The organism is Shewanella sp. GutDb-MelDb, assembly GCF_002836075.1.
Classification (GTDB): domain Bacteria; phylum Pseudomonadota; class Gammaproteobacteria; order Enterobacterales; family Shewanellaceae; genus Shewanella.
In genome coordinates, this window is the sequence record NZ_PJBM01000258.1 from 32,758 (window position 1) to 51,403 (window position 18,646).

Below are 18,646 nucleotides of genomic sequence, written 5' to 3' on the forward strand. Positions count from 1 at the left end.
GGGTCTAGTCCAACGCTAGTAGTAGTTGCAGATCGCTTAGCTGCAGGCATTTTGCTTTACCTGTACTTTGTACTAGGTCCTGGCTAAATGCGCTTAATGTGTCGATCCCTGGGACCTCATCTGGAGTCATAATGCTGGCCAAACGGCTGAGGGCTGCAATACCTAAACTGGCTTCCAAACTTGAGCTTAATATTGAGCGAACCCCGTGTTCGGTGGCCAAATGCTGCAAAGACTGCAACTTCTGTAAGCTACCCAGTAGCATAGGTTTGATGATGATGGCACAAAGCCCAGCTTGCATCTCAAACTGGTAGTGTGGGTCATTGAGTGACTCATCGAGTGCCCAAGGTGCTCCAATCGCGTTATAAAATATTGGGTTATCGGCAGGTCGGCTGCAAGGCTCTTCAATGTACTCAATCGCATGGATAGGGATACAGGCGATAAACTCGATGGCTTGTTGCAACTCAAAACCACGGTTTGCGTCGAGTCGTAGTTTTAAATCGGGACGTATGGCTAAGATCTGATGGATCAGCTGGATCTCATCTTCAAGGGACGTTTGTGCGACTTTGACTTTAACGGCGTGAATGTTGTTAGCCAGCGCGGCTACGCGCTCGGCAACTGCAGTTAACGGCTCATCCTGGTTTCGGTAAATTAGCGGAATGGTGCGAACTTCAAGGCTGTGTCCATCGAGTGAGCCCATCAGTTTGGCGTGCAGTAAACTTAAACCATAGGCTATGGCGTTTTGTTCGCTTGTATCGGCAAAATCAAGCAACTTATCGGCAGGCTGTTGATACAGCGCTGCTAGGTACTCACTGAGTTGTGCACTCGTTTGCAAAAGAGAGTGCTGACTAAAACCGGTGAGCTGATGTCCATCGACATCAATACCAGAAAGCGGTGCAATCTCCACCTGCTCAGTGCGCTCATCGGTACCGGAATTGATAGTCGCACAGAGCACCAAACCATGGCGCTCATCGATGCGTTGCTTACCCACGGGCAATAATCTATCGAGATCAATAGTGTATTGATGAAGGCTAAGTTTAGTGAGGATCATTAAGTGGGCCTATTGGATGATGGATTAAATGACGATGGCTTAAGCAGCTGTAATACTTGTTTGCTAAACGCAATGGGTGCAGCGCTATGGATATTGTGGCCACTAGCCGCAACAGCATACATAGCGATGGGATATTGTTGCTGCCAACGAGTCGCGAGTGAGAGAAATTTTTGGTCGTCAGAACCGGCAATAAAATAGCATGGTGCAGATATTATCGCTGGAGTGTCCCAAAGGTCAGCTTGCTCAGCAAGTGAAGTAGCTTGATAACAATTGCCTAGGGCTAAGGCTTGGTTACCACGGCGCTGCTGGATCATTGCTTGACGTTTGCTGGCACTAAGGTCGGCAAATACGGCTTGTTGATACCAAAGCGCTAAGAAATTCTCGATAGTCAGGCTATTTAATTTAGTTGCCCACAGTGCATCACTGGTTTTTCTTGCGGCTCTGTCATCTGCAGATTTAAGGCCTGGATGGCACGACTCGAGTATTAGGCTCAAAATATTCTCGGGGGCTTGCCGCGCAAGGTGCAGCGCAATACGGCCACCGAGCGAATAACCAACCAAGTGATACTGCTGAACCTTAAGCTGTAACAGTGTTTGCTGGATAAGTGCGGTGCAGGCATCAAACCCTGGTGTTGGCAATGTATGGTTAAGGCTCTGGCCGTGGCCAGGTAGATCGATGCTAATGCAATAATATTGCTTCGCGAGCACCTCTATCACCGCAGACCAATCGGCTTTACTGCCTAAAAAACCATGCAGCAGCACCATTGCTGGCATGCTGGGGTTACCTTGGCATTGATATGCCAACATCAGCTTTGTTTCACCCAAGTCGCGATATGCGCAATCTGATCAGTGGCTTGGTTTTGTGAAACGCTCACCTCGATGACTGACGGCCCTGCGTAGGTCATGGCATATTCGTAAGACTCGATAAAGTCATCGAGATCTTCAACTTGGTTGTAGGCTAAACCAAACATTGCCGCACCAAAACCAAACTCAAGCCCATGGGACAAACGATAGTAATCGGTTCGTAGCTGCTCGTTTGGCACTGGCAGTAAATTGAAAATGTTACCGCCATCATTATTGAGGACCACAATGATTAACGGACTGGTGACGCTGCGCGCAATCGCCAGAGAGTTCAGATCGTGTAGTTGTGAAATATCGCCAATAATCAGTGTGGTTGGCTTTTTTTCCGCAATGGCAACGCCGCATGCGGTGGCGAGTAAGCCATCTATCCCTGAAGCACCACGATTGGTGAAGACCGTGGCGTGTTCTGCGCTAATAGGGGCAAACATATCAAATAGTCTGACAGGCAAACTGTTGCCAATAAATAGCTGGTGCTGGCTCGTTTGGCGTTTAGCAATTGCTCGTATGGCTTGCGCCTCACCGAATTGAGCATGATCAATTTGCTGCTGGTATAAGGTTTCTAGCGCTTCATTCTGCTGCACTAATGCTAAGGCCCATTGAGCCTGAGATGAGCGTGGCCAAGGTAGCGCGCTAAAGGTGTTAGCGTGCGCAATCCATACCTGTTTAGCTTTATGGTTAGGGTCGAGTCTTTGCTGCTGCGGCAATACTTGCCAGTAGTCTTTCCAGTTATGCTCGCTCAAATAACTGCTCAAGCGTTTTGACAAGATACGCCCGCCAAACACAATCACTTTTTCGGCCTGTGCTAGCAGAGCTTGCGACTTAGGTTGCAGTAACAATTGGTCGATATTACCAATGGCGGCACTGCTTTGTCGCAGTTGTGATTGGGCATCGGTCACTATGGGCCAGCCGAGCTTTATCGACAATGCGATCAGTTGCTCTGGGTGATGCTCTGGTGCCAGTGTCGCCGCGACAATAATGCCTTTACCATGGACAAACCTTGCTAGCGCATCGTGGGTTGGCAGTTGTGAAGCAGTTTGGGCTGCGTACTGAATATAAGGTGCTTTAGTTTGCTGCCATTGGGCTATCGGCTTTAAGTAATGACTAAAGTCTGCTTGAGGCGCTGCTGGATAGAGTGGCTCGCGGTACATACAGTTTATATGCACGGGTTGTGTTTGGTTACTGACGGCATCATCGATTGAGCTCAGTAATGCCGCTGGGCTAATGCTCTTGTCTGGCGTGGGCAAGTTTAGTGACTTGGCATATTGAGCGAAAATAGCGGGCTGAGTCATCGCTTGGTTAGCGCCACAGTCGATAAGCTCTGGTGGACGATCGCCTGAAAGCACAATCAGTGGCACTTGGGTTAGCCAAGCTTCAATAATAGCGGGGTAAAGGTTAGCCACTGCGGTGCCAGAGGTGGTAATAATAGCCACTGGCGCGCCACTGGCCTTGGCAATGCCCAGCGCCATAAAGCCTAAGCCTCTTTCGTCAAAATGCAGATGTTGGCATAGCTTGTCCTGCTTAGCCGCAGCAAGGGTTAACGGGGTTGAGCGCGACCCCGGCGCCATACAGACATGTTTGACCCCTAGACGAGCAAGCTCCTCTAAGATTAATGTTCCCCAAAGCAGGTTTAATTCAGCTGTATGTTTAGTTTGCATAGTTAATTACCATCCCAATGATAATGTTAGTTTAACTTGCTTTAGTGCAAAGGAATATGATCGTCCTTGGTTTTCTTAAATCTAAGGATTTTCACTGGCAGCGAATAAATCAATAGTCGGTTTTCGACAGTTAAGCACCTAGTAATAGGTGTCATCGTGATTAACATATCGGAGTGTTGAATTTATCGCAGGGCTTATGAATGTACTCACTATAAGTGGAGCTTTTAAATTTATATCCTTTGGCGAAAGCCATCATTTCTGTCTACGACCAAATGCCATTGTTAACCCGCTGTGAGGTCAACACAAAATGTTATTGTCGACTTTGCCACTACTCTAGGTTCTCGTACTTCAATTATTGCTTTAACATGCCGTACAAAGTAATACCAATTGTATTAAATACCTGTTCATTCAGTGCTTTGAAAGCCACCCTACGGGAAGCGCTAAATACTTAATAGAATGACTATAGCGGCGGTTATTTACGCAAGCTATCAAGATGATTTTCCAAGGCATAAATATCATATACGCCATTTGGACGATGCTGTAAAATAGCGGAGTGACAATAATATAAGTTCAAACGTTCTATTTACATCGAGAAGAAGATTGGAGTTAAAAAAACATTGAAAAGTAAGGGCTTTACACTCATCGAGCTGGTGGTTGTTATCATTATATTGGGGATCCTTGCGGTCGCCGCAGCTCCAAAATTTTTAAACATAAGTAGCGATGCACGTATAGCATCCCTAGATGGGTTTGTAGGTGCTGTTAAATCAGCGAATTCAATTGTAATGAGTAAGGCTGTTCTCGCGGGAGTTGCATCGGCTAAAGTTGAAACAAACATCCCGAATACTGATTTATATGTGCTTGACGGTTCTATGAGTATTAAACCTGAACACATAAAGGCTGCAATGAATGTTGATGGGTTTATGATTACTGATTATCCAAACAATTCGACTATGCTAAGTACTTACGTATATTTGGGGGATAAAATATTAGAATCGCAAGAACTTAGAGCCCTGAATTGTTTTGTTCAACTTTCACGATCAGTCGGCGTTGGTAATATTGTTAATAGTGAATTGAAGGTGAACAAATTTTACGATGGCTGTTAAATTGAATTAGACATATGTGGGCCAGAGTACAATTTAGTGCCAAGCGTTCGGCTTTGGATTTGGCCTTTAATCGAAAGTTGGCAGTTACTCCTTAAGACTCTCTTGTCAAAAATAGTGTTAGCAATGACTGATACATTCCTATCGAAGATAGTCATAACCGCGTAAACGCGGGAGTGGTTAGCATAACGCTGACTGCTAACCAGCAGACAGATTGCGACTGATAACCACTTAGAGAGTGTTGGCCTGCGCCAAAACTGAGTTCGGAGGGTATTGCCATAACATGCCAGTGGCAATGACCAGCGCCATGGCAAGTCGATTATCGCTTTCCTTCTTACGTCATTTCCAGTTTTATATGATTAACCTTGATTGTCTATCCACTCACTCATCACCACATGGGTTTTAATTTTGGTGATATCGTCTTGAGCATCAATAAACTCACGGATCTCGTGTAGACGTTTCATTGATGCCGCAGTGGCATAGATCAGTAGATCCATATCGCCAGTGATGCCTTTACAAGTAATAATTTCTGGGATGGTATGGAAAATTTTGATGATATCGGCGCAGTTGGGGCATTTGTGTTGGATTTCAAAGTAGGCAGAGACTCCATCAGTTTGGGATGCACTTAATATCACTTGATAACCACGAATAGTACCCGATGATTCCATCTTCTTTATTCGCTCAGTGACCGCAGAGCGTGATAGATTCACTGCCGCCGCAATGTCTGAGATGCTGCGGCGTGCATCTGATCTTAAGGCACTTAAAATGGCATTATCAAACTTGTCCATGATCAATTCCAACATAATGACGGCATTAAAGTAAAATACCGACAAAATGACGGTAGATTTGGTGAAGGTGACGGCGATTAAACGCAGAAAGCTAGTCAGTCTAGAATTATAATGGTGCCATTGTAAACCAGAGCATATAAGACATGAATCAAATACAAGGAACCATAGGCCGCTGGCAGGGTGCCGGGCTTATGGCCACCACTTTGTTGGGTACCGGCGTGTTTATCCTGCCACAAATGACAATCGTGACCGCAGGGCAAGGCGCATTAATTGCCTGGCTAGTATTAACGCTGGCGATTATTCCGGTGACGCTGGTATTTGGACGTTTAGCCAGTGTGCTACCCCATGCCGCAGGGCCGGCCTATTTTGTAGAGCAAGCGTTTGGTCGTACTGCTGGACGAACGATTGGCTTGATGTTTTTACTGGTGGTGCCCATCGGTGCACCGGCCGCTATTCTAATGACCTTTCAATTCGTTAATGCGCTAGTGCCGATAAATGGTTGGGCGCAAGTTGGCACTGAGTTGTTATTGCTAGGAGTGCTACTGTTACTTAATTTACGTGGCATTCAAGTTTCTGCAAAATTGCAGTTTGGGTTAACGTTAGCAATTGTCTCGGTCGTGGCCGCGCTATTTGGCGGTGTTGGCTTGAGTTTATCGGAGCTTGAATCGTTTACCCATCAAGATGCACCGAATGCGAGCCTGATCATGGCCGCGGTTGGTATTGCATTCTGGAGTTTTTTGGGTATCGAAGCGATGACACATCTTGCTAATGACTTTCGTCAGCCGAAGCAAGATATGATCCCTGCAATGCTCATCGGCACCGTGCTGGTTGGCGTGGTTTATTTAGCCTGTACTTTATTACTCTTGGTCGTGCCAAGCGATACACCTGTGGCGATGGTCGGCGTGTTCGACAGTTTACTGGGCGGCTATGGCGCACAGGTGATTGGCATATTGGGGATCGTGAGTGGTTTGGCTACCGTCAATGTTTATACCGCGAGTGTCTCTAGATTAATCTGGAGCTTTAGCCGAGATGGCGTATTGCCAAAATACTTTAGCCAATTGAATCAGCATCATTCACCTGCTCGCGCTGCAATAGCGGTGCTGATTGCGATGGCATTAGTCATTATAGTGACCTACGCGACAGGTCAGCAGTTAGAAGATCTTATTGCGTGGAGCAATGGGGTGTTTGTGATTATCTATTTGGCCACTATGTTTGCTGCGGCTAAATTACTGAGCAAGCGTTACTTGCCATTGGTGATACTGAGCTGTGCATTATGCGCTGTTATTGGTTTTGCTTTAGGTTGGAATATGACCTACGCGATATTATTAATGCTGGTTCTGTTTCCCATGTTGTGGGCGCAGAAAACCCACCTTAATCGAAAGCAATTCGCGTTGTAGCAGCGGCAATAGCCGCTTACTCAAGGTTTTTGTTGTGTTTCAATCGCGATATTGCGCATCTGAATGAGTTCGCTATGCCTAAGGTGTAGCAATTCAGAGGTGCGGCGGATCATCTGGTCTTCATATTGACACAGGTGCCCGTCAACATAGGCTAAGCGCCACATTGCGAGGATCAAATGCTGTTTTTGCTCGATATCGAAGTTGTCATTAATTGCTTGAGTAAACTCATAAAGTGAGGTTGAATTTTGTTGTGACACGGTCGCATTGGCGATTAATGCACTGACATCCTCTATTGATAAACCCAAAGTGGTGGTGAGAAGCTCAGGTAATATCTTGGCTTCTTCATCTGACATGTTCTCATCGGCCATGACGACTTCTAATAGCAAGCTGGCAGCGGCAAGGTTAAGGTGCTGCGCCTGCTCTTCAGCAGAAAGCGTGTGGTGTTGAGCTTCAAAAAACTGTTTTAGCTTGGCAAGCATGCAAGATCCTCAAAGGTGATTATAAAAATTAGAGCATTAAATCGCATGAGAGTTCCATCTTGACTTAGCTGAATGCTTCAACAATAGCCAAGATGGATAAATCCTTGGTTTACAATATAGCGCCAAGTCCTTTCATTAATAGGTCAGAGGTGCCAGAGGTGCCATTCGTGTCGAGGTAACCCTTTACGATATCAATCATAGGTGCGGCTAAGTCTTTAGAAATGCCTAGCTTTTCAAAAGCGTCGTATACCATAGCACCGCCCTGCAGTGAATCACCTAATCCACCCGCTTTAGATAATAAGCCTGACATACCTGAATCGTTGTCGAGCTCAGGCACTGCACCTAGCAAACCATCGATACCGGGGATAGAGTCCGAAATTGAGCTGAAATCACTACTGCCCAGTGAAGACTGTGCGAGTGATAACAAACTGCCTAAACCGCCCTCAGCTTGACCTTGGCTTAAGCCTAATTGCGACATAACATTACCGACTAAATCATCAGACTGCGAAGGGGTTGAAATCGCTTTGGTTGCTTCTGCTAATGGGTCGAATCCGTGGGCGTTAATCTGAGTTGAGAATATGCTGAGAAGCGTCAGAATACTTGCAGTCAATAATTTCATAAGGGCCATCCTTTTAAGGTAATTCTGTTGTGTTATTTAACGAGTTTAACGGTTTTAACAAACAGTTTGCAGTTTTTTTACTTTTAACAAATAGCTAATACGTGATTTCAACTGTGCATTAATTACCAAACTTGGGTATCCTTAGCCCTAATTCGTGTTACTCGATTTCATTTTTTGGAAAACTCTATGTCATTATCAGCAATCTTGACTCAAGCATTTAACTTTTTTCGTAATAATATTAGCCAATTAGCGGCTTTGACTGTTCCTGTGTTGTTTATCCAAGTGGGTATTCAACTGTGGTTGAGTTTAGAGATAAACGCTGCTGATCTTGAAAACCCTCAGTTTGGCACCAGTCATATGGTCGCTATGATGGTGTTGTTGCTGGTATTTTCATTTTTAATTGCAGCATTAACGCTGTTTTTAGAGATCCGTTCACAGGGACACAGTCCTAGTAACGGCATGATATTAAAAACCAGTTTGAACTTTGTTCCTGCGCTATTGTTGGCTGGCGTCTTTTCGGGTCTAGCGGTACTGGCGCCTTTCTTCGTGCTACTCGCGATCAACCCTATGCTGGGAATAATTGGTTTGGTGATTAGTGTTTATCTTTTTGCTCGGCTGGCCTTTGTTAACTTCATGGTGGTCGTTGAGCGATTGACACCCATGGAAGCTATTAAGCGTAGCTTTGCATTTAGTGGACCGATAACACTGAAAACAATAACGGTATTATTACTGTATATTCCGGTCTCTTTGGTGGGCAGTGTGCTGGCTATGGCGACACAACTTGGCGGTCTACCGTTACAGTTAGTGGGTGAAGTTATTGTGGCATTTTTTGGCTTATTCGTTAACGTGGTTCTATTTCGTTTATATATGGTGTCACGTGAACAGCCAGATACAGCCGGTAATCTAGAGCCATAACCCTCAGTATTGAACATCGGCAATGATGGCGAGTGTTTTAGATGACATACGCCATTGTTCTAGCTAATTCAACGTAACGCATGTGGTAAACGGCGTGGGAGCATATCTTGTTAAACGATATTGAATTCGTTAATCAGTTTTCAGTCGAGCTGGGACAGGATTATCGCAAGGCTAAAAGCTTTGTAACTGATGTGCCAACGCAAGCTTTGCTTCATGTAAGAAGCTTTAGCCATAAGCTAACCAGCTTACTGGCTGAAGAGTATGCTATCGATTTCGATAGCCCCAACCTTTACGATCGCATTGAGCTGCTAAACCAACGCAGACTTATCGATGTTAAAACCACCCGAGCTCTGCATAAACTGCGTGCCGATGGTAATCGTGGTGCCCATCCTGAAAAGTATCACCTTACTCCTGAGCAATTGCAGGAGTTAAGTCAGCGCGCAATAAAAAATCTACTCTTGCTGGTGGATTCACTGTTCAGTCAGGTGACGAATACGAGCAAGCCAGAATATTACTTTGAAGAGTTTGATGCCTTAGCGGGTAGAGACTTGTGCTATCGCGCGGTGATGGAGCGAGACGCGGAATCGCAATATCTAGTCGGTATGTCGCTTAAGACGCGAGCGTTAATGCAAAGAGAGCAGGAATTAGCATTACAGGAAAGCCGTGATGACAAGGTTGAAGATCGCTCTACTGCATCGTTTAAGCAAGCCAGCTATTGGTTTGCGCAGGCCGCCAATGATGATGTGAATGCCTTATATGAACATGGCGTATCATTAGTCCATGGTTACAGCGGTGAATTTGATGTTGTAGGGGGTGAGCAGGCCATTGCTTCAGCGGCAGCTGGAGGCGTCGCTAATGCCATGGCGTTGTTAGGTTACTTCTATTTAGTCGGTAGTCAGCATTTTGAAGCCGATGTGCAGCTTGCTGAGCGTTACTTGAGTCAAGCGGCAAAGCTCGAGCAATCAGAAGCAATGGCAAATCTGGGTGTACTTTATTATCAGCAATCTGATCTGAAAACGGCTTATAAATATATCAGTCGCGCGGCAAAAGTAGGTTTCCCGCATGCACAATACCATCTGGCGCTGATGTTAGCCCGCGGTGAAGGCTGTGATGCTGATGCGGTACAAAGCGAACATTGGTTGGCTGAAGCTGCTGAGCAAGGCCAAGTCGATGCTATGTTCTCTAGAGCACAGTCGATGCTGCATGATGACACTGGATTAGGGGATGATTACTCGCAGGCAGAAAGCTATTTACGTGAAGTGATTAAATACGGTCATAGTGTGCCAGCAATGATAGAGCTGAGTATTGCGCTTGCCGATGGTATGTTAGGGCGTATCGATGTTGTGTCTTCAGCCTCTTTATTAAAACTGGCTCGAGAGCACGCTAATGATGATGAACTGGCGGTGATCGAACCTCTATGGGCTTCACTTGAGCAGCAAGTACTCTCTGTGATGGAAATGACCAACTCACCTCAAGAAAAAGAAGCGTTAGCAAAAGCGGCTGAATTACTTAGCTAGAATGCTCAATACAGATACTCTTTTGCTTCAGTCTTAAAATGCAACTAGTGTGATTTCTATTCCCTTTCCTTCAATAAGCAGTGCGGGCTGCATTTATTGTACAGCTCTAGATTGATATCTATACACACGCCGCGTAGTAGATTTTTCTGTCCTAAATTCTTTCCTAAGTAGAAAACAGGGTAAATGATTCCATACTCATATAATTAACATATTCTCAAATTCCAGTTGTATACATTATTCTATATGTGTACATTGACGACAATCAAAATGCTGGAGCGCCCTATGCCTTATTCTGCTGACAATGAAGCTAAATCAATTCTTATCTCTCCCGCTTATTCAAAAGCGAAAAACCAAGAACTGAATAAGTTTGCAGAGCGCTATACTCGATTTGCACTTGCAATCGGACAGCATGACGAACTCTACGTTGATGCGTATTTTGGCCCTAGAGCATGGCAAGAAGACGCTTTTTGGCAGCCATTAACGGAGCTTAGGTTGCAATACGAAGAGGGTTGCCAGGTGCTTGCGGCTGTTGGTGAAAATCATCTTGATATAGAGTTGAGTGGCCGCTATTGCTTCCTCGAAAAGCAATGGCTATCGATTGGCGCGTATTTAGATCTATTGGAGGGGAAGTCCCTTAGCTTTGAGGAAGAAGCTCGTCGGTTGTACGATTCAGCGGTCGTTGAATACTCATTAGCAGAACTTAACAGCATCCATATAGAACTCGATAACTTATTGCCCGGCGAAGGGACATTCGCAAGCCGTTTGGCCGAATTTAAGTTGTCTTATATTGTACCGAAAAATAAAGTCGCTGCAGTATTTAACGCGGCGATTGATAAGGCGCGTGAATTGACTAAAAAGCAGTTCACATTACCTGCGCATGAGCATTGTGAAATTGAGTATGTTAATGACAAAGTGTGGACCGCATATAACTGGTACAAAGGTGATTACCATAGCCTAATTCAACTCAATCAAGATCAACCGTTAACGATTGACCGATATTTGGAGTTAGCGACTCACGAAGGCTATCCTGGTCACCACGTCTTTAATGCCCTGCAAGAGCAGTTGTTGGTCAAAGAAAAAGGCTGGTTGGAATATTCAATCTATCCCTTGTTCAGTCCGATATCTTACCTTGCTGAAGGCAGCGCTAATTATGCTTTGCGTCTATTGATGAGCCAAGATGAGATTGTGTTGTTTGAGCGTGATGTATTAATGCCGTTGGCTGGCCTCGAGGCGGACCTTACTCTGTTTCACAAGGTGTTTGCTTGTATTAAGCGGCTTGGATACTTTGAAAACCATGTCAGTAAATTATTAACGGATAAAAAGATTAATTATAAAGAGGCGACTCGTCTGCTGGTTGATGATGCATTTTATACCCACTCAAGAGCGGAACAACGCACTCGTTTCTTTGACCAAAATCGTTCGTACATTATTAACTATAGTGTTGGGGAAGATGCTGTTGCTGAGTGGGTGGAGAGTGGAACTGCTGATAAAGCGATACACTGGCAGCGATTTGAGGCCTTATTATCAAGACCTCGTAGCGCATCTGCAATGAAAGTTATTCGTTAGGATTATGCTCAAAGATACGGCCTGCTGCCGTTGATTGAGAAGTATTTTCTCGGGAAACGTTTTCTTGAAAAGCATCGTCTTTCTGAAATTTCTGTCCGGCTTGCTGCTTATTAAAACGCGCGAGTTGACGCTTTAGGTAAACGCGACCAAACAAGCTTAATGCCATAAATGTGATTGCGCCGAAAAGCAGTAAAAAAGGCAGCGCGACGAGCGCTAGAGTCATAAAGGCCAAACCGATAATGAATGCTAACCAGCCGCGAGAGCCAGAAAATCGATTTTGCATTGGGTTGCTTTGAAACGAGTTGTAAATCATATTTTCTCCAAAATGTCTTAGTTGTTAGCTTACACTAAAAAGATGAATAACAACTGAATGGGCAAGTTAACGGATTTAATATTGCCGATTATCTAAGCAGAGATCACGTTAATAAAGGTTAATCTTATTCTGTTTTCAAAAAGTGTTTTAAGTCTGGTGAATCGAAAGCGGTTGCAACACTTTGACAAATAACATTTTTTACCCACTGATGCCCTGGGTCATCATCGTTTCTTTGGTGCCAAAGCAATACATAGGCTAGTGGCATGAATTCGAAAGGCAGTGGGAGTTCCGCTAGCGGGTACAATTTCTTTGCATGTTGGGCAAAACTCGCGGGAAGGGTAAATATCAAATCACTATGGGCGCAGATACTCGCAGCGCCATAAAAGTCAGGCACAGTGGTACTGATCCGGCGATGGTGCCCTAGATCTGCCAGATGATAATCTAATGCCCACCAATCATTGCCTTCACAGCGCACCTGTACATGAGACATCTCTAAATAGATATTTAGATCCCAGAGGCCGGTTGCTATCGTAGCCAGCAAGGGGTGATCTTGCCTCACTAAGCAAACTTGCTTATCGGTAAATAGGGTCTGGTGTGCAATGCCATCGGGCAGGCGATCAATTTTAAAAGCGGACTGTGGGTGAAGATCACGCCCTGAAATACCGAAATCTATCTGACCTTGCTGAATCGCTAGGGTCGAGTTTTCCGTCCAAACATAGCTGTCTAATTTAAGATTGGGTGCCTTGGTCAGCAAAGGGCCGATAAAGTAGGGGATCAGTGTTTCATATGCACTCTCAACCATAGAAAATGAAAACTGCCGAGTACTGCTACCGGGCTCAAAACTGGGGGGTAAAGTCAGTTGATATAAGCTCTGTAAGCTTTGAGGCAGCAATTTTCCAAGTTGTACAGCATGGGCGGTAGGCCTTAAGCCATGTGCCGTGCGTAAAAAAAGTGGATCGCCTAAGGTATCTCTCAAACGATTAAGGCTCTTACTCAATGCTGACTGACTTAGATGTAAGCGATTTGCAGCTCGGGTAACACTTTGCTCCTCCAATAGTATTTGTAGAATGACGAGTAGGTTTAAGTCGATACGTGCCAAATTCTCTAATTTCACGAGATATTCCTCAATGGAAATTCATTATGGAAATAATATCATTTCTGTTCATACCATAGTTTGATTAATATAGCCGTGTTTACAATATTTGAGAAAGATAATGCGCCGTAATTTACTCCCTATTTTAATGTCGATGGTTGTACTCAGCCCATTGGCTATCGATATTTACCTTCCTTCTATGCCTGCTATGGCGACTGAATTTGCTGTTTCGGCGAGTCAAATACAGTCGACTTTAGTGTTGTTCCTTTTTGCTATGGGAACGGGACAATTATTAATTGGACCGTTAGCCGATAGATATGGCAGACGACCTGTCGCATTGGGCGGTATTATTCTTTACATCGCCAGCAGTATCCTTGCCGCCGTTTCCGTTGAATTTCACTGGTTGCAGTTTGCGCGTGTATTGCAGGGCTTAGCGGCTTGTTCGACCTCTATTGTGGTCTTTAGTGCGGTACGTGACTGCTTCACTCCAAAAGAGAGCGCGCGTTATTATAGCTATCTTAACGGCATGATCTGCGTTATCCCTGCATTGGCACCAACCTTGGGTGGTTTACTGGCGCTGCAATTTGGTTGGCGCTCGACCTTCGTGTTTATGACGCTCTACGCGATATTAATCCTGATCTTTGTGGGTTATCGCTTACCGGAAACACGCCCTAAAAGTACCGATAGTTCAGGGCCATTATACCGTTGGGCTCGCTATAAACCCGTAGTGATAGAGACACACTTTTTGTTCTATGCATTTGCCTGCATGGCGGGAATGGCCGCGATCTTAAGCTATGTTTCATATGCGCCGGTGTGGTTGATTGACCGATTAGGGGTATCAGAGTTGATGTTTAGTGGATTGTTCGGTTTAAATGCTGCCGTCAACATCGTCGCTTGTTTTGCCGCGCCTTTAGTCATCAAAAAATTAGGTAACCGTCCCACTGTAATTGTCGCACTTTGGTTTATGTTAGCGTCTGCAGCCACCCAAGTATTGGTGCAGGTGGTTGGCCCACAAACGGGCTTAGCAGCAGCGATTAGCTTTATGTTACCAATGATGTTGCTCTGTATTGGCTTTGCTTTATTGCTTGGCCCTGCAACCAGTATGGCGTTATCCGCATTTGGTGAGAGAGCAGGCACTGCGACGGCAATGCTCGGTTTTATTCAGATGAGCGGCGCGTCACTGCTGACTGCGATAGTGCAACAAACGAGTTTGCCTGCACCTTATGCTGTTGCCATTATTATGGGCGGATTGGCGATTATCTTGTTGGTCATGATGGCGATGTCTCGCTTTGATCATTGGCACCAAGAGCAGTATGCTCACTAACAAATTAAGGATTAACCGTTAGCGTACAGCGACGATTAACCGTAAAACACCCTTTGACCTGTATGAATTAACCATTCATGCAGGTTTTTTTTATCCATAAATTGGCTTGGAATTGGTATAAACTAAGCACTATCGAGTTTGTCCCATTATTAGGTTTACACTTTTGTCTCGTCCTAACTGCCCTTCGTGCCACTATCCACTAAAAGCCTGTTTGTGCGCCAGCATAAAAAAAATGCAGGTTAAAACTGAGCTGATCATTTTGCAAGATCCTACTGAAGTGGGTCACGCTAAAAATAGTGTGCGGCTGTTGGAGTTAGTTATTCCTCAGACGCAAGTTGTGGTCGGTGAAACCGCAGAGGACTTTGCTCTGCTACGTGAGCAATTGGCTTTGGCCAATAAACCGATATATTTGGTGTATCCATCAACGGCAAGTCAGTCAGTGGCTGATATCGTCATTGATACGGATGTGATTCTAATCTTGCTCGATGGTACCTGGCGCAAGGCATATAAATTATTGCAATTGAATCCATGGTTACAGGCTTTTCCGGCTTTGCATCTTGATTTAGATTGCGCTTCTAACTACACGATTCGTAAAGCCAGCCGCAGTGATAGCGTGTCAACATTGGAAGCGAGTGCGATGATGCTAAAGGTGATAGAGCCTCAGCAAGATGTGACACCACTAACCGATGCGTTAGCGGCTTTAGTCGAACAGAGGTTAGCGTCAATGCCGGCTGATGTGCGCGCACGATACCAAGAAAATAAATAGAGGTAGGATTTGTGAATTGCATCGTCTCTTACTTAATAAAACCCTATTCAAGTCACGCTAATTCATTAAGAGATAGGGTTTAATAGAGATGTCAGCTAGATTAGTTGAATATAAGAGGCTGCCTCATTCACCGCTTTTGCAGGGAGCGACACTGAATTTATTCAGGTGATTGATGCAGCCATCTTTTAGTCAAATCGTACTTATTTTAAGCTTTTTTGAGCAAGCTTAATGACTCAGATGCAAAAACCTCGGCCGTTGCTGGCCAGCCAAAGTAATAACCTTGGCCATATCCTTTGCCCATCATCAGTAATAGATCTTTTTGGGCTTCGGTTTCGACCCCTTCAGCGATATAGCAAAGATTCAATGTATGAGCCAGTTGCACCATGGCTTTGCATAACTCTTTGCCTTGAGGTTCATGCAGTCGCTGTGCGAAACTGGAATCGATTTTCAAACAATCAATTGGCAAGCTGCCTAATCGACTTAGCGAGAATAGACCGGCGCCAAAATCGTCGATGGCTATGCTGATATTAAGTTGTTTGAGCTCGTTTAATACTGCTGACATCATTGTGGGTTTGCGGATCAAAGCTGACTCTTCAATTTCAATCACCAACTTGTCGGAAGGTAATTGAGTTTGCTGCAGAACCTTGGTTAACATCGACACAAAGTCTGGGTGTTCTAGTTGTGAAGTGGATATATTGACCGTGATTTTCAACTGGTCATTGTACTGCGCATGCCACTTGCTCATTTGTTCGCAAGCTTGCTCTAGAGCCCATAGCCCTACGCTCACCATTGAGTTGGTTTCTTCTAGTAATGGGATAAATTCACGGGCTTCTAATATTTCGCCGTTACTGCGCTTCCATCTTAATAGTGCTTCGACAGCAATCAAATTATTGTTTTCGAGGTCAATAATCTGTTGGTAAACCAAACTGAATTGACCCAGGCTTTGCGCATGCCTTAAATCATTGAGTATAAGCAGTTTCTTCTCTGCTGCTTCTCTGATCGCCGCATTATAGAATCGAATATGATTTGGGCTTTTCTTAGCGGAATACATGGCTGTATCAGCCATGCTGAGTAATTGATTTGCCTCGTCGCTTTGCTGTGGAAATAACGATATGCCGATACTGGTGCTTAAATAAAACTTTTGACCATCGATCTCAAAGGGGACATCAAACAAGGACAGTACCAGATCTGAAAAAGCTTCTATCTCTTGTTTGTTTTTGCACTTTGGCAGCACTAAGGTAAATTCATCGCCCCCTAAGCGGGCTATCTCTGCATCGTCTAGACAACAGGTTTCTAATCTTGCGGCCACAAGTTGTAAGACTTTATCACCCGTGGCATGACCAAAACTGTCATTAATATTCTTAAAACCATTGAGATCCAAAAACATTAAGGCACCAATCATTGTGCTGTGTTGCTTGATATTATTAATGGCTTTATTCAAGATTTTAATAAGGTGGAATCGATTAGGCAGGCCAGTCAGTTTGTCGTACATTGCTTGCTGAGTGAGCTTGGCTTCCAGTCGCTTCTTTTCACTGATATCGCTGAATAAGTTAACAAAATAGACGGTATTGCTAGCATAAATGCGCCTGCAACTTTGCCAGGCAGGAAATTTTGAGCCGTCGGAACGATATTTCCACACCTCTCCTTGCCAGCTACCTTTGCTTTTTAATGGATTTGGAGCAATGCCATCATTAATCATCGCCTCAAGGTTAAGCTCACTGGGTGTTTTACCCAACATGTGCTCAGCGCTATAGCCGCAAATGCGGCACATCGCCTTATTTACCGCAAAAATGTGACTGTCTTCGTCAGTAATATAAACAGCTTCAGCACTGTCTTCTAAGGTGATCGACATTAACTCTTTGGGTAGATTTTCAAAGCCATTACTTGAGTGTGAACGTCGTTTCCCACGTCTATCCATAGGCGTAAATTGGATTAATACCACATTATTATCATCAAGACTAAACGGATAAAGCGTGACTTTTGTTGGGAGTTCAGTGCCTTGCTGACTTAAGTATAACCAGTTAAAGGAAACGATCTTTCCTTTGGCTGCTTCACGCAGCTGTTGTTGGCCATATTCGACACTATTTCTTCCAGAAGATTGGATCCTCGGGGAAAAATCATAGGGTGTGGAATGGATGAAGTTTTGCTCAATGCTTTCGAAATAGCTTAGGGCGACTGGGTTGGCACCAATAAAGCGGTGGTCTTGTACAATCGCCAGAGCAGGTAAAACATCAGCAATTTCAAATTGAATAAGCTGATCGGAAAGAGAAGGGGTGGCAGATTTCAGACGAGAGTATAACTCTGACCACTTTTGCATACTCATTTTTCCCGTTCCTTCATTACATTATTCAAATAGCAGACACTGGCTAAAAGTGAATAAATCTAGCGTTTAGCAACTGCTTTCCATAAGCGTCAAAAATACCTTTATTTGACGCTTTGTACAAACTTGTTGTAACAAAAATTTTATATTTTGTGAGTTTATGGGGCATGAATCTTATTTGTTAAGGAGCTTCTAGCTAAGAACTAACGTTCACACAAAAGCATAGCATTGTTTGAACGTTAGTTACTTGATGCCATCGTCACTATGTCTTTGTCGGTTTTAGGTTTAATTGGCGTGTCCATGAACTTGTGGAGCTTAGACATACGGCACAAATAAAAAGCGATAAATGAGCCAGGCTGTTGTTAGAATGTGAATTATTGACTGACACTGATCAAAGGACTTGTTCGATGATGGTACTTAAACGACCTTATACAGCATGGTTATACGCAATTGTCTTGTGCTGCCTCAGTAGTAATATCATGGCAGCTGATAAGCCTTCACTCGCAGAAAAAGGAGAGTTAGCTAAAGAGCGCTCTTTGACAATAGAACAAGAACAGTTGAAAAAAGCACGCGAAGCGTCCAGTTTACATGCTGAACAAGAGGAAAAACTGTTGTCGAAGGCTGAGCCAAGCGATTGGGAAAGTGAGCAGTATGAAAAAGCACAGCAGCACTTTGAAGGGCGTGAATCTAGAGAAGAGAAGTACTTACGTGAGGCAAAGGAAGCGGCGAGTAAAGAGCATAAAATGGCTAAACCTATTAAGGACTAACTCATTATGTTGAGGTTAGTCTTTTTGTGGCTGTTGCTTATCAGTAGCAATAAATAAGCGCGGTATGAGTGCAAATATGCGATGAAAGTTAAACTGCCCCTTGGTACTTATCATCAAAA

General features: G+C 44.4%; 17 protein-coding genes. 8 read left to right on the forward strand and 9 right to left on the reverse strand.

Annotation, left to right across the window (positions count from 1 at the left end):
• Positions 1 to 4 precede the first annotated feature (4 nt).
• The 3 genes from menC to menD are packed head-to-tail and all read right to left on the reverse strand — an operon-like array spanning position 5 to position 3,563.
• On the reverse strand, positions 5 to 1,048 hold the full coding sequence (gene menC, locus CXF82_RS18600; protein WP_102044731.1) for an o-succinylbenzoate synthase: 1,044 nt from the start codon (positions 1,046 to 1,048) through the stop codon (positions 5 to 7).
• Positions 1,048 to 1,854, reverse strand: coding sequence for a 2-succinyl-6-hydroxy-2,4-cyclohexadiene-1-carboxylate synthase (menH, locus tag CXF82_RS18605; RefSeq protein WP_102044732.1), 807 nt, complete (start codon positions 1,852 to 1,854; stop codon positions 1,048 to 1,050). Before menH ends, menC begins: the two co-directional genes overlap by 1 nt.
• Positions 1,854 to 3,563, reverse strand: a complete 1,710-nt coding sequence (gene menD, locus CXF82_RS18610) for a 2-succinyl-5-enolpyruvyl-6-hydroxy-3-cyclohexene-1-carboxylic-acid synthase (protein WP_102044733.1) — start codon at positions 3,561 to 3,563, stop codon at positions 1,854 to 1,856. The genes menH and menD overlap by 1 nt, the downstream gene beginning before the upstream one ends.
• A gap of 617 nt (positions 3,564 to 4,180) precedes the next feature.
• On the opposite strand from menD, the gene CXF82_RS22715 reads away from it, so the two are divergent.
• Positions 4,181 to 4,666, forward strand: coding sequence for a type II secretion system protein (locus tag CXF82_RS22715; RefSeq protein WP_101090725.1), 486 nt, complete (start codon positions 4,181 to 4,183; stop codon positions 4,664 to 4,666).
• Positions 4,667 to 5,022: 356 nt separating this feature from the next.
• Here the strand turns inward: CXF82_RS22715 and CXF82_RS18620 are convergent, their stop codons facing one another.
• The gene (locus tag CXF82_RS18620; RefSeq protein ID WP_102044734.1) at positions 5,023 to 5,451 is read right to left on the reverse strand and encodes an Lrp/AsnC family transcriptional regulator; all 429 of its coding nucleotides are present in this window, start codon (positions 5,449 to 5,451) and stop codon (positions 5,023 to 5,025) included.
• A gap of 143 nt (positions 5,452 to 5,594) precedes the next feature.
• Here CXF82_RS18620 and yjeH point away from each other — a divergent pair, with 143 nt between their 5' ends.
• Positions 5,595 to 6,848, forward strand: a complete 1,254-nt coding sequence (gene yjeH, locus CXF82_RS18625) for an L-methionine/branched-chain amino acid transporter (protein WP_102044735.1) — start codon at positions 5,595 to 5,597, stop codon at positions 6,846 to 6,848.
• Between the two features lie 20 nt (positions 6,849 to 6,868).
• Here the strand turns inward: yjeH and CXF82_RS18630 are convergent, their stop codons facing one another.
• Together CXF82_RS18630 and CXF82_RS18635 are read right to left on the reverse strand one after the other, a co-directional pair.
• The gene (locus CXF82_RS18630; RefSeq protein ID WP_101090721.1) at positions 6,869 to 7,327 is read right to left on the reverse strand and encodes a tellurite resistance TerB family protein; all 459 of its coding nucleotides are present in this window, start codon (positions 7,325 to 7,327) and stop codon (positions 6,869 to 6,871) included.
• Between the two features lie 109 nt (positions 7,328 to 7,436).
• Entirely contained in the window at positions 7,437 to 7,946 is a 510-nt protein-coding gene (locus CXF82_RS18635) for a DUF2780 domain-containing protein (protein WP_101090720.1), read from the reverse strand.
• Positions 7,947 to 8,132: 186 nt separating this feature from the next.
• Between CXF82_RS18635 and CXF82_RS18640 the strand changes: the two genes are divergently transcribed.
• The 3 genes from CXF82_RS18640 (at position 8,133) to CXF82_RS18650 (ending at position 11,944) form a co-directional block, all read left to right on the forward strand.
• A complete protein-coding gene (locus CXF82_RS18640; RefSeq protein ID WP_102039894.1) occupies positions 8,133 to 8,861 on the forward strand; it encodes a hypothetical protein in 729 nt (242 codons plus the stop codon).
• 107 nt (positions 8,862 to 8,968) lie between these two features.
• The gene (locus CXF82_RS18645) at positions 8,969 to 10,378 is read left to right on the forward strand and encodes a DUF4145 domain-containing protein (RefSeq protein ID WP_101090718.1); all 1,410 of its coding nucleotides are present in this window, start codon (positions 8,969 to 8,971) and stop codon (positions 10,376 to 10,378) included.
• A gap of 282 nt (positions 10,379 to 10,660) precedes the next feature.
• Complete coding sequence (locus CXF82_RS18650; protein ID WP_102044736.1) at positions 10,661 to 11,944, forward strand: hypothetical protein; 1,284 nt, start codon at positions 10,661 to 10,663, stop codon at positions 11,942 to 11,944.
• Here the strand turns inward: CXF82_RS18650 and CXF82_RS18655 are convergent.
• Complete coding sequence (locus CXF82_RS18655) at positions 11,934 to 12,257, reverse strand: hypothetical protein (protein WP_101090716.1); 324 nt, start codon at positions 12,255 to 12,257, stop codon at positions 11,934 to 11,936. The two genes, CXF82_RS18650 and CXF82_RS18655, sit on opposite strands and share 11 nt — an antisense overlap.
• Positions 12,258 to 12,381: 124 nt before the next feature.
• Positions 12,382 to 13,371, reverse strand: coding sequence for a LysR substrate-binding domain-containing protein (locus CXF82_RS18660; RefSeq protein ID WP_102044737.1), 990 nt, complete (start codon positions 13,369 to 13,371; stop codon positions 12,382 to 12,384).
• 100 nt (positions 13,372 to 13,471) lie between these two features.
• On the opposite strand from CXF82_RS18660, the gene CXF82_RS18665 reads away from it, so the two are divergent.
• Entirely contained in the window at positions 13,472 to 14,674 is a 1,203-nt protein-coding gene (locus CXF82_RS18665; protein WP_102044738.1) for a multidrug effflux MFS transporter, read from the forward strand.
• 163 nt (positions 14,675 to 14,837) lie between these two features.
• Positions 14,838 to 15,440, forward strand: a complete 603-nt coding sequence (locus tag CXF82_RS18670; RefSeq protein ID WP_101090713.1) for a tRNA-uridine aminocarboxypropyltransferase — start codon at positions 14,838 to 14,840, stop codon at positions 15,438 to 15,440.
• Positions 15,441 to 15,645: 205 nt separating this feature from the next.
• Here the strand turns inward: CXF82_RS18670 and CXF82_RS18675 are convergent, their stop codons facing one another.
• The gene (locus CXF82_RS18675; protein WP_180961131.1) at positions 15,646 to 17,757 is read right to left on the reverse strand and encodes an EAL domain-containing protein; all 2,112 of its coding nucleotides are present in this window, start codon (positions 17,755 to 17,757) and stop codon (positions 15,646 to 15,648) included.
• 410 nt (positions 17,758 to 18,167) lie between these two features.
• On the opposite strand from CXF82_RS18675, the gene CXF82_RS18680 reads away from it, so the two are divergent.
• Entirely contained in the window at positions 18,168 to 18,527 is a 360-nt protein-coding gene (locus CXF82_RS18680; RefSeq protein ID WP_257982820.1) for a hypothetical protein, read from the forward strand.
• Positions 18,528 to 18,646: the final 119 nt, after the last annotated feature.